The organism is uncultured Mucilaginibacter sp. (assembly GCF_903913935.1).
GTDB lineage: Bacteria > Bacteroidota > Bacteroidia > Sphingobacteriales > Sphingobacteriaceae > Mucilaginibacter.
This window is the reverse complement of the sequence record NZ_CAIWNH010000344.1, coordinates 1-12,575: the sequence shown is the minus strand read 5'-3', so window position 1 is coordinate 12,575 and position 12,575 is coordinate 1. Positions and strand designations below refer to the sequence as shown.

At 43.2% G+C, this 12,575-nt stretch carries 10 protein-coding genes; 6 read left to right on the top strand and 4 right to left on the bottom strand.

The window, feature by feature from the left end; genetic code table 11:
• The first annotated feature begins 125 nt into the window (after nucleotides 1–125).
• Nucleotides 126–926 carry a GDSL-type esterase/lipase family protein gene (locus QZY09_RS13535; RefSeq protein ID WP_295673190.1) on the top strand — a complete coding sequence of 267 codons (801 nt, stop codon included), beginning with the start codon at nucleotides 126–128 and terminating at the stop codon, nucleotides 924–926.
• Between the two features lie 57 nt (nucleotides 927–983).
• On the opposite strand, the gene QZY09_RS13530 is transcribed toward QZY09_RS13535, so the two are convergent.
• The 4 genes from QZY09_RS13530 to QZY09_RS13515 form a co-directional block, all read right to left on the bottom strand.
• The gene (locus tag QZY09_RS13530; protein ID WP_295673188.1) at nucleotides 984–1,496 is read right to left on the bottom strand and encodes a hypothetical protein; all 513 of its coding nucleotides are present in this window, start codon (nucleotides 1,494–1,496) and stop codon (nucleotides 984–986) included.
• 167 nt (nucleotides 1,497–1,663) lie between these two features.
• Complete coding sequence (locus QZY09_RS13525) at nucleotides 1,664–5,278, bottom strand: cadherin-like beta sandwich domain-containing protein (protein ID WP_295673187.1); 3,615 nt, start codon at nucleotides 5,276–5,278, stop codon at nucleotides 1,664–1,666.
• Nucleotides 5,279–5,730: 452 nt separating this feature from the next.
• A complete protein-coding gene (locus QZY09_RS13520; RefSeq protein ID WP_295673185.1) occupies nucleotides 5,731–7,476 on the bottom strand; it encodes a S41 family peptidase in 1,746 nt (581 codons plus the stop codon).
• A 63-nt stretch (nucleotides 7,477–7,539) separates the two neighbouring features.
• Nucleotides 7,540–7,755 (bottom strand): hypothetical protein, encoded by a 216-nt coding sequence (locus tag QZY09_RS13515; RefSeq protein WP_295673184.1) that lies wholly within the window; start codon nucleotides 7,753–7,755, stop codon nucleotides 7,540–7,542.
• Nucleotides 7,756–7,941: 186 nt separating this feature from the next.
• Here QZY09_RS13515 and QZY09_RS13510 point away from each other — a divergent pair, with 186 nt between their 5' ends.
• From QZY09_RS13510 to QZY09_RS13490, 5 genes are all read left to right on the top strand, one after another.
• Nucleotides 7,942–8,517 (top strand): porin family protein, encoded by a 576-nt coding sequence (locus QZY09_RS13510; RefSeq protein ID WP_295673182.1) that lies wholly within the window; start codon nucleotides 7,942–7,944, stop codon nucleotides 8,515–8,517.
• A gap of 339 nt (nucleotides 8,518–8,856) precedes the next feature.
• Nucleotides 8,857–9,426, top strand: a complete 570-nt coding sequence (locus tag QZY09_RS13505) for a porin family protein (RefSeq protein ID WP_295673181.1) — start codon at nucleotides 8,857–8,859, stop codon at nucleotides 9,424–9,426.
• 288 nt (nucleotides 9,427–9,714) lie between these two features.
• Nucleotides 9,715–10,920: a site-specific integrase gene (locus tag QZY09_RS13500; protein ID WP_295673179.1), complete on the top strand. Its 1,206-nt coding sequence runs from the start codon at nucleotides 9,715–9,717 to the stop codon at nucleotides 10,918–10,920.
• On the top strand, nucleotides 10,913–11,836 hold the full coding sequence (locus tag QZY09_RS13495) for a hypothetical protein (protein ID WP_295673177.1): 924 nt from the start codon (nucleotides 10,913–10,915) through the stop codon (nucleotides 11,834–11,836). Before QZY09_RS13500 ends, QZY09_RS13495 begins: the two co-directional genes overlap by 8 nt.
• Before the next feature lie 159 nt (nucleotides 11,837–11,995).
• A complete protein-coding gene (locus QZY09_RS13490; RefSeq protein WP_295673176.1) occupies nucleotides 11,996–12,280 on the top strand; it encodes a helix-turn-helix domain-containing protein in 285 nt (94 codons plus the stop codon).
• The last annotated feature ends 295 nt before the right edge of the window (nucleotides 12,281–12,575 follow it).

Below are 12,575 nucleotides of genomic sequence, written 5' to 3'. Positions count from 1 at the left end.
TTGCAATAGCAAGCATTTTTAAAAATATCGCTATAAATGACGCAGGCAAAGAAATGCTGATTATTATTGTTAAAGAGGAATATCCTTAACCTGGCCCTGCTATATACCAGGACCTAAATAGAAACATGATGAAAAACTTTAAAACAAACACCTCTCGATTTTTATTGGTTACGATTGCAGCTTTATTTTGTGGTGGCTTTACCTCCTCCGCCCAAACCGTCAAACAAAACCTCAACATTGTCTTTATCGGCAACAGTATTACCCATGGGGCTAATCTTGATGATCCGCTGGATCACGCGCCGCCGGTTATTGCAGCAGTGTATTTACGGAAACAGGCTAATATCGGTACGGTTAACTACTCAAACCAGGGATACAGCGGTTTTACCACGGTTGATTTTTTACCATCTACGGGTACTGCCTTTAAAAAAGTGGAAGTGGCCACGTCAGCCTTTGAAGATAAAAAGGCGCAACTTATATTCTCCATCAAACTCGGCACTAATGACAGTGCTATCGAGGGGCCAAACGGTTCGCCAGTGGCTCCCGGAAACTATCAGCAAAATTTAAAAACCATAGTCGATAACCTGTTGAAAGAATTTCCGGGATGTATCATCATTTTTCAGCACCCCATCTGGTACAGCCCAAATACCTATAACGGCGCCAAATACCTGCAGGAGGGTTTATCCAGACTGCAAAGCTATATCCCGCTGATCGACCAATTGGTGGCTGATTATGCCCAAACGCATCCCAAACAAGTATTCGTTGGCGATACCGATGCCTTCGGCTATTTCAAAAAAAATTATTTAACCGATCTTACGCCAGAGGAAGGCCACCAGGGTACCTTTTACCTGCATCCCAATAAAAAAGGCGCAGCGGCTTTAGGTACTTTTTGGGCGAAAGCTATTCTAAAAGTGCTTAAACAACGATAAAAAAAGGCAGGCCAATTTTCATCAGCCTGCCTTCAAATAATCTTATTTTAAGTGCGGTTAATGCCTGTCACCTTGGTCGCGGGCACCATGATCACCATGCCCCCTGTCGCCACGATCGCCATCTCCATAGCCTCCCCTGTCTCTGCGATCTTCATCACCTCTCCAATGGTTGCGGTAACGCTCGTCACGGCTTTGGCGGATGATCACCTGGTCGCGGCGGCCCCTGTAGCCTGCATAACGGGATCTCCATTGTTCGTGGCGCTCCCATGGGTTACGGTCGTTAATTACCACTTTGTAGCTATGGTACCTGTCCCAGTTGCGGAATCGTGGGGGTAAATAGCCGCGATGAACCCAAACATTGTTTTCCCTGTAAACATAAACGTGTGCAGGCACATCATAATAAGCATCAATATCAGGAATATAATAATACCTCGCATTGTTATAACCAACCGGCCCCCATGAGGGCTGGTTGCCGATGTTTACGCCAGCACTTATAGTGAGTTGTGCATCGGCTGTTTTGAATAATAAGCAGCCAAATAATATAACGGCTGTAAAAACTAGTTTTTTCATAAATATCAAATTGTTTATTGGATAGACCATAAAAAGCGCCAATAGTCAATTTTGTTTTTATTTAATTTTTTTGACAACAGGAAAAACTACCCGGGGATTGCAATAAAAAAGCGCCTCAAAACGAGGCGCCAAAGGTTAAAAAGTCTAAATATCAAGCATGTATTTTTTTAATATTTGATCACAATATACCCTGTTTTGTGTTTTATAGCTCCATTAATACTGTAATCAAGCGCATAAAAATACGTGCCCGCCAATTGCATTACGCCTGTTTTATTGGAGTGCCCGTCAAATACTTTGGTACTGTTATCGTAGTTTTTAGCTTCAAATATTACCTGTCCGGCCCGGTTCATTATCGTAAGTTTATTGTCAGGATAATTGGCAATACCGTGTATCAGCAGGAAATCATTGATGCCATCCCCGTTGGGCGATAGTCCCGGGTGTACGCTGATCCCTGCTCCTGTTAGTTGCGGCTTGTCGGTGGGGTTGCTGACACTTATTGGCTCGTAAACACTGTTGAGGGTGGTTAATGTGCGGGTTACGGTGATGGTATAGTCCTTTTTCGTAGTTCCATCCTGCGCTATTACCCTGGTGGTAATTGTATTATCACCAATATTTAAGGGGATAGTTTGCGAAAATGTCCTTGAGGTTACCGCTCTGCCATTCACTTGTACCGAGGCAGAAGTATCGGCGGTAACCGGTTCAAGTGCGATGGACGTTGCTGTTGTTGAAGCTGTATAACTGGTTGTTGCGGGTGCAAACAGGGGCGATAATACTATGCCTTCGTTTACCCGGAGGTTGCTGAGGCTTGCATTGGTCGAGGGTTTGCGGTTAATGGTTATCGTATAGTTTGCTGTAGTACCGTCCATCGCCTTTACAACAATATTAATATGATTAGGACCAATGGATAAGGGGATTGCTGGTGTGGCTGTTCCGCTGGCTACCATTGCGCCGTTTACGAAAACTTTTGAAAGGGGATCGCTGGTAGTGGGTTTTACCATTGTGGTGGAGATCCCGGTTCCTGCACTTACCATATAGGCCATGGTTGACGGCGAAAATACAGGCGATAGTTTGCAATTGCTGGCAACAAGATTGGTAAGGCTTGCATCTGACGACACCAGGCGGGTAATGGTGATGGTATAGTCTTTTGTGGTGGCGCTATCCTGCGCAATTACCCGGGTGGTAATAACATTAATGCCGGGGGACAATGGAATGGTCTGCGAAAATGTTCTTGATGCGACTATTCTTCCGTTTACTTTTACTCTTGAATTGGTATCGCTGCTTACCGGTTCAACAGCAATGGATGCCGTTGTGGTTGATGCGGTATAGGCGGTAGTAGCCGGTGTAAACTGCGGCGATAATACTACGCCATTGCTCAGGTGCAGGTTGCTCAGGTTGGTGGCATAGGCGGTTAGCCGGGTAATGGTAATGGTGTATGTTTTAATGGTGGCGCCGTCTGCTGAAGTTACTACTGTATTGATGATATTGCTGCCCGGATATAAGAAAATGTTGGGTGATATTGTTCCTGATACCACCGTTTTGCCATTCACTTTAACCGTGGCGCCGGGGTCAAGCAGGGTGGGAGTCAGGGTAATTAAGGTAGCGGTGTCTGGTACAAAAACGGTATAGGCGGTCTTTGACGAGGCAAATACCGGCGATATGATCCCCGCGCTTATTTGCAGCAAGGAAAGGTCGGCTGATATAACAGACGAGATCCGGGTAACCGTTAGGGTATAGGTATTGCTGACGCTGCCATCAGGCGAACTTACCACGATACTGATGTTATTGGCGCCTGCATTTAAATAAACCTTCGCCGATGTTGCCCCGGAGTTTACAGCGGTTCCGTTTACTTTGATCGTATCGCCCGGGTCAACTGCAGTTGGGGTTACGGTTATATACGCGCTGGTTGTTGTTGCTGTATAACTGGTTTTTACCGAATCGAACACGGGGGATAAAGTGCCGCTACTGATGGTGAGGTTGGAGAGGTTGGTATTTAATGGCCTGGTTACTGTTATGGTATAGGTTTTGGTTAGAGACCCGTCAGCCGAAGTAACCACGACATTAATGGTATTGCTGCCGGGGTTTAAGAATATCGTTGGAGAAACTGTTCCGGAGGCTACTGCCGTGCCATTTACTTTAACCGTAGCGCCCGTATCTAACGTTACAGGCAATACGGTTATTAAGGTGGTGCCATTGGGCACATAAGCGCTATAGGTTGTTTTGGCCGCGTCAAATGCCGGCGATAGCGTACCGGCGCTTAATTGCAGCGAGAAAAGGTCGGCTGCCCTTGCTGAAGCAACCGGGGTGTTGCGCAGCACCGAAACGTTATTGCTGGAAGCGTTTGTTGTAACCAGGTCGGGTTTGCCATCCCCGTCCAAATCGCCGATAGCCACGGATCTGGGTTGGCCACCTGTCCCGAACGTTACTTCGGCAGCAAAGCTGATGCTGCCAGGTATGCTGTTATTCCGCAGCACACCAGCAACTCTGCTACCCTGGTCTGAAGTAACAATATCGGGGTTTCCATCGCCGTCGATATCGCCGATAGCGAGAGAGGCAGGAACTGACCCCGTTGCCAGATCTACTTTGGCTGCAAAGCTAACGCTGCCAGGACTGCTCATATTTCGCAGCACAGAAACGGTACTGCTCCCATTGTTCGCTATAGCCAGATCAAGTTTACCGTCCCCATCTATATCGCCGATAGCGACGGAAATCGGATATGTTCCTGTTGCCAGGTCCGTTTTGGCAGCAAAGCTGATGCTGCCCGGGCTGCTGGTATTCCGCAGCACAGAAACGGTATTATCCAGTAAGTTAACAAAAGCCAGGTCGGGCTTGCCGTCCCTGTCTATGTCGCCAATAGCAACGGAATAAGGCCCCGTTCCTGCAGACAGGTTTACTCCGGCAGCGAAACTGACTATGCCCGGGCTGCCGGTATTCCGCAATACAGAAACTATATTAGTTCCCCCCGCGATCGCTATAACCAGCTCGGGCTTGCCATCGCCGTCTATATCGCCGATAGCAACCGAAATGGGTTGGTTCCCTGCCGGGAAATCCACTTTGGCAGCAAAGCTAACGCTGCCCGGGTTGCTGGTATTCCGCAGGACAGAAACGGTGCCTGCGCCGGTGTTTGCAACAACGAGGTCGGGCTTTCCATCGCCGTCTATATCGCCGATAGCAACGAATTCAGCAGGATATCCTCCTGCCGCCAGATCTACTTTGGCAGCAAAACTGCAGCCACCCGGGCTGCCTGTATTCCGCAGCACAGAAACGGTATTATCCTTAAAGTTAACAATAGCCAAGTCGGGCTTGCCGTCGCCATCGATATCAGCTATAGCGACGGAAAAAGGGGAGGTTCCTGCTGTAAAGTCAACCTTTGGCGAAAAGCTCGCAGCAGTGATACCGCTGGTATTAGGTGTAAACGTCGGCATAAAAAAAGCTGAACTGTAAGCCGCCAGCGCAGTGCCCGTATTTAAAATTGTTATAGCCGCATAAGTAGCGCCCGATGGTACCGTTACCGTTAAACCGGTTGCGCTTGCAGCAGTTACCGTAGCCCGTGTAGCGCCAAAAAACACAACGTTATTGGCGGCTGTGGTGTTAAAACCGGTGCCGGTTATGGTTACCGGGGTGCCAACCGGCCCTTTTATGGGCGAGAAAGTGGATATCACAGGCGCCTGCGCAAATAACTTACCGGGCAAAAACGCTCCAAAACATAAAACGACTACTGCGACAAAATGCCTCAATTGTTTTGCGGAGAGAGCTGTGATAAGGAAAGGATAAAGTTTTTTCACGGCGGTGTTATTTAGTATTTTATGATTTAAGCAAGGTTTATAATAAAACACCTTTAACTGTAAACAACAAAAAATGCCTGAATTAAAGGGGAATCTCCAGGCGCTATAAACTGTTAAATTTAATCCCAAAAGGCTATCAACAGCCGGTTAATGGTTTTTTGGAGGTATAATTTATAAACCAATACGAAATTATTGAAATACAACGGGTTAAACAATAATTTAGGGCACATTATTATTTGATCCTGATCATATACATATTCAACCGCGAAATCATCAGTACTTCAGTAAATATACCCTTCGTTTTAAATGCATTTTTAAAGTTTAGGGATTATAGCGGACAAAAAAAGCAGCCCTCCATTGAAAAGGGCCGCTTTCATATAAACTGTTTATTATCTCTTAGAGAAGCAGATTAGCTAATAGAATAAATATCCCGCAGGAATATGCTTTTGAATTTATTTATTATCCGCATCGTCATCATCAGCTTTTTTACTCACCATGGCCAGTACAGGCTTACCGATCACTTTGTATGTGCCTTCGCCTTTTAAGATGGATGCCACCATTTGTTTGTCCTGCATCACTTTTACGGCCTGGGCAAGTTCCTTATCGTATTTAAAATTGGTTTGATAACGGCCCTTTTCAAAGTAATAGCGCGACACGATCTCGTTTTCAAGCACTTGTTTTATTTCATCTTTATGCAGTTGTAAATCATTTTTTTTGCTGGCGTCCATTTTGGCTTTTAAGGCGTCGTATTCACTTTGAATGGCTGTAAATTGTTTTTCTTTGGTAGCCTCTTTTTTCAGGTCAGCCAATAACTTTTCAGACCCGGAGTTATAGCTGTAATTTTTATCGTCCAGGTACTTCACAAATTCAGCATAATCAACATCTGACAAACTGAAAGTATGCGGGTCATTCAGGGTTGAATGGGTATCGCGGTAGCGGGTAGCGTAATCAAATATCAGCAGTTTACCTACAAGCGCCTCCGTTACATTAGCAAAATGATCCTGTTTAATAAAAATATCCGGGTAAATACCGCTGCCGTCATAAACGGAGCGCCCGTCTTTGGTTTTATATTCATGGATCAGTGAATCGGCCACCTTTAAAACGGTGCCGTCATCCTTGCGGTGCGTATAATCAATCGCCTGTATGCAACGGCCCGAGGGGACGTAGTATTTGGCAATGGTGATCTTTACCAAACTGTTATAGGGCAAATTGAAGGTTTGCTGTACCAGGCCCTTGCCGTAGCTGCGCTGGCCGATGATAATAGCCCGGTCAAGATCCTGCAATGACCCGGCAACAATTTCGGATGCGGACGCAGAGTGGCTGTTCACCAATACAACTAATGGCAGGTCGGGTTCCATTGGCGTACCTGTGGTTCTGTAGGTGAAATTTTTTTCTTTTATTTTTCCTATCTGCGATACGATCTCAACATCTTTGGGGACAAACAGGTTCACTATTTTCACGGCTTCCTGTAAAATTCCGCCTCCGTTGGAGCGGAGGTCAAGGATAATACCGTTGGGGTTATTCTTTTTTAACTGGGATAGTGCATTGGTAACTTCATCGGCCGAGTTCTCCAGGAATTTATCCAGTTTAATATAACCCATATTGCCGTCAACCATGCCATAATAGGAAACATTGGGTTGTTTGATTTCGTCTCGCACCAGCGTTTTATCAAAAACCGGAGCCGTTCCGCGCCGTACAGTTAATTTTATGGTGGCGCCTTTTGCGCCTTTCAGAAGAATACCAACCTGGTCGTTATTTTTACCTTCCAGTAAAATATCATTAATTTTAACCAGCTCATCGCCTGGCCTTATATCAGCCTTTTGCGCAGGGAAACCCTCAAACACATCTGATACATATACTTTACTCTTGCGTGCAAATATCCCGGCGCCAATCCCGCCATATTGCGTGCTTACATAATGCAGTTTATACTCTTCAATTTCCGATTCGGGGACGAACTCGGTATAAGGGTCGAGACCATCCAGCATGGCATCAACACCTGTTTTTACCATTTTTTCGGAGTTGATATCGTCAACGTAGTTAATATTGACCTCTTTGTATACAGAAGCGAACACATCCAGGTTTTTTGAGATCTGGAAAAGATCGTCCTTAAAACTCCAGGTAGCTATTGCCAGCGTTAATATCCCGCCAAAAAAAATTTGCCTTCTGTGTTTTTTAAATAGCACTTTTCCCTTGTTCATCTTCAAAATTTAAAATATAAAACTACAAAAAACACCGGAGATTTTTAACTGGCGCAGATTGATTTACAGCCGGTTATTATCAATATTTACTAACGCCTTTTTAAGGGTAAATAGTACATAATTCCTGTCGCGGTTTACCAATTCCATTATTTTGCTGATCAGGCTGTCTTCCTGGCCCTCTGTATATTGTAATTGTTCGTCAGTCAGGTGGTTGTATTTCCTTTGAAGTTTAATTTTTACACGTTCCCAATCCTTGTTGGTGATGCTTATCTCGGCCATTGTTAAATTATTTTTAGCAAAAATATAAAAATACAAGCGGGTTACAGTTAAAAAGTTGGCAAGGCAATTGTTTATTCAAAGTAATTATTAAACCGGATTGCCTTTTGGCAATCAAATAATGAAAGCTATAGCATCCAACAGGCTTGGTCTGCGGGTGGAATAGGATTAATAACTTAATAACAAACTATGAAAAAAGTTCTTTTATGTACAGCCTTCCTGATCGCGGTATGCATCAGCGCAAAGGCACAATTTTCACTCGGAATTAAAGGTGGTGTAAATTATTCGACCATCAACTCCGATAATTTAAAAAGCTCGGGGGTAGCCGGGTACCAGGCTGGCTTGTTTGCAAGGATAGGCACAGGTCTCTACCTGCAACCCGAAGTTTATGTGAGCAGCACCGGCGGGCATTTTCAATCAAATGACAATGCCTACAGCGGCAACGTAAAATTCACTAATTTAAATGTTCCATTGTTAGTCGGCTATAAATTTGGCCCGAGCAATTTAAACTTCAGGGTCATGGCAGGCCCTATTTACACCTCGGTGTTAAGCAGGGACGAAAGCTTATCGCAAAACTTTAGTACCGCTTACAACGATTTTGGGCATTACCGCAACAGTACGCTGGGCTACCAGGCCGGCGTTGGCGTCGATATTGGGGCCATTACTGCAGATTTGCGTTACGAAGGCAACCTTACCGATTTAAACCCCGATTTCGGTCAACGACAAAATTTATGGGCGTTGAGCGTCGGGTTTAAGATCCTCTAATATAGTTACTGTATTGTGACCTGTTTAAATATGAAGTTCCGGTTTTGCGCCGGAACTTCTTTTGGCCATTTCAATATGGGCTCCGCTTAAAATAAGAAGGCTCAATGTTTCTGGTGCAAACACTTAATATTTGCAATAATTAAATATCTTTATGCGATAAATGAAGAACTACAGATTGTCTTCATATTTTATTTGTTTATTGTAATTTATTTAATGGCAGGCCGTTAACCCATTAAAAGATCATTTAATTATTAAATCAGGCATCATCGATTTAAAAAGAAACAAACAAAATCATTTTTATATAATCGCATAACAACTATTCACAAAAACCCCGCCTATATGAAAAAAACACTTTTAAGTACAGCCCTGCTGATAGCAGTTTGTGTAAGCGCTAACGCCCAGTTTTCCCTCGGGATAAAAGGGGGTGTTAATTTTTCAAATATCAGTGCAAACGATGTCAGTTCATCCACCGTTACGGGTTACCAGGCAGGCGCATTTGCACGGATCGGCAAAAGCTGGTATTTACAGCCCGAACTTTATGTAAATGGCACAGGCGGGCAATTCAGTAGCGCCAGCGGCACCGGCAAAGTAACGTTTACAAATATCAACTTCCCGGTTTTGCTGGGAAAATCCTTCGGTACCAAAGATTTAAACTTCAGGCTGTTGGCCGGGCCTGTTTTAGTAGACGTGATGAGCAGAAATGAAAGTTTTTCGGATGGATTTAATACTACTTTTAAAGATTTCAACTTGTATAAACCCCACAACTACGGTTTTCAGGCGGGTGCAGGCATCGATTTCGGGAGCATCACCGCTGACTTGCGCTACCAGGGCGGCCTTGATAAAATAAATCCGAAATACGGGCAGGTACAGAACATTTGGGCGCTGAGCGTAGGATATAAGATACTGTAGGGAGGGTATAAAAAAATATCCTTTTTCATCCCTTTGATACTTAGTTATGCGATTTTTTGAGCAAAAAAAAACGCTTAAACCAAAGGATTTAAGCGTTTTACGAAGCCTTGCGGCTCTTTAAGCGGAATGGACGGGACTGCGATATCGTTGTTTCGTTACTTTTGATTACCCTAAAAAGTGCCTTAAAGTATCTAAAAATGCACTTTTGTAAGAAATCGGAAGTAATCAGAAGAAAATAAATCACCAAAATGTTGTACCTATGTTGTACCTTTCTTACCTTGCAACTATATGGCAAGTGTCAAGATAATCTTCAGGAACGACAAAAAAAACCACGAAAATAAGTCGCCTCTTTATATACGGATAATTAAAAACCGTAAGGCGCAATTCCTCTCACTCGGAATTTATCTGAATGAGGATGAATGGGACGACAAAAAATTAAAGGTCAAATCCAGGCATCCCAATTCTGCCAGGCTTAATAGTTTCATCGCACAAAAAGTTGCTGAAGCCGAGGATATGTCATTGATGCTGGCAGGTAAAGACATTAATGTAACCTCTGCCAAAATAAAGAATAAGATTAAAGGTCGTGCCCTAGGCAGTTTTACGGCGTATGGGAACGCGTATCGGGACAGCCTTTTAAAATCCGGGCATATCGGTACCTATATAAAAGTAAAGGCGAGTCTATCAAAACTGGATCAGTTTGCTGGTGGAAGGGAACTTCAATTTGAAGAGATTGATACCGACTTCCTTAAGCGGTACGAAAAGTATTTGACCGATACGCTGAATAATGCCGTTAATACGGTTCACGGGTCGTTCCGAACAATACGAAAGCTTTTTAATGATGCAACGCGGGAGAGTTTAATAGAGCCTGAACACAACCCCTTTTTCAGATATAAACTCAAACTAGAAAAAACCACTAAGATTTATCTCACCGATACCGAGATTGCAAAGATAGAAAAACTGCAGTTACCGCCCGGTTCCAAAATGGAACACCATCGACTGCTCTTCGTTTTTGCATGTTACGCTGCAGGCATTCGGGTTTCTGACCTTTTACAATTACAGTGGCGGGACTTTAACGGAACGCACCTTTCGATAGTAACTCAAAAAACTACGGAACATATAACGATACCGCTCCCTTCAAAGGCCATAGGTATTATTGAAAAGTACAAGAGTGAGGCCCTTGTTTCTAACGACTATATATTCCCATTTTTGAAGTCAGGTCATCAATATACGCCGCTCCAACTTAATAGAGCCATATCATCTTGCACCGCCTACTTAAACCGGGATCTGAAAGACATTGCCGGCAAGGCGGAAATTGACAAGCATATTTCCATGCACACCAGCAGGCACTCCTGGGCAACCAGGGCATTGCGAAAGGGCATGCGTATTGAATATGTTAGCGCTTTAATGGGTCACTCTTCAATAAAAACCACCCAGGTGTACGCAAAAATTGTAAATGCCGAGCTGGACAAAGCAATGGAGGTGTTTAATGACTAAGGATAAGTGTGCCAGCATATTAGAAAACTATGACAAAATTGAAATAATTGTCCTAGTTGAAAATACCAGAGTACAGCAAATATCATTTACTGACCCATCATTTTATGTAGCAGAAGGCACAAGTGATACGGTGTTTACAACGATAATTCAGGGTTTAGCATACAAGGAGTATTTTGACATTCAAACGAAAGCATATGGCCAGTTAAAAAATGCCATAAACGGAAATCTAATTACGTCCGAAACTCTACATGGTGTTCAACTTCAAATTCTTGATTTGAAACATCGCCTAATTTCGCTTTTAAATAGAATCATGCTACCGTTTGGCGAGTCGTCAATAACGGTGCATTATAAAGTGGAAGATAAAATTGGTGAGGCAATTTACGATGGAAGCGAAGTGCAGCTATCAAACCACTTTGACGAATGTCAGAAATTTCTTTCAACAGTCGTTTTTGAACCGATAATAGAATACTTAAATATCACAAGCAACCAAGCCAGGCTTTGCAATAATATCGACGATTTTAATCGTCCTTTGATTTCCCGGTTGAATGAAGATAAAAGCTTATTTATCAGGCAAAATATAACCGAATCTAAGGTTAAACAATTGTTCCATCTTTTACAAAAAGAGCACTTAATTTCCCCCGACACATCTGAAGATGTTTTTCTGAAACTGCACACCGGATGGGTTAGTGGTAACATTATTTATTGGAAGGGCACACCAGCGCAATTGAAAACGCTTATATCCTATCTTTCGCGTAATGATAAAATCCACTGGCATTATTTTGATTTACTACAGGATGCATTTGAAATAAGTAGCAAACCCGATTATCTGAAAACAAAAAAATTCCGTAACAGCACTCTGAAACCAGACGACGCTCTTATAAAAAAACTAGACTCCCTCTTTAAAAACGCATCTTGATCATTTTTCCGCGAAATTCTAATCCCACATAAATTTCGCGTTTTACCATCTAAAGAACATTATTCCTGATATTTCCTCAATATACCCTAGTTCGCTATGTTGTAGGTTTCGCACTATCTCATTAAAAGGCTTGGTAACTTTAACCATATTCAAAATTATATGGACGTCAAAATTACAGGTCTGGAAACAATACTTAATATGCTCGATTCTATAAACTCGAAGGTGGATAGTATGCAGCAACCAACAGTTGATAAATGGCTGGATAATGAAGAGTTTATTGTGTACCTAAAAATCTCAAAGAAAACCGCCCAGCACTACCGGGACAATGGTCTTATTGAGTTTAGCCAGATTGGCGCCAAGATATATTACAAACTTTCGGAAGTTAATCATTTCCTGGAATTGCACACTAACAAAAAGTTTGGCAGAAGCAAGCACACGCAATAATAACCGGGCTAATCATTCACAACAATCGCATAATAAATTCAACTATAATGCAAGGTTTAAACCCACCAAACGACAGTTCCAGCAAGAACAATCCTTCACTCGGCGGTCCATTTTTAAAGGTTCCTGTTGAGCTTTTGCAATATTGTCTTGAGAATGGGTTGTTACCAGTGCTTCGGACATTCTTAACGCTTAAAATAGGCGGTAGCGGATCAATCGATATAAGCGGATGCAGACTAATCGCGTATTGTGAAATATTGGGCTATAACAGCCCAAAGACTATAAGTAACCATGTTCG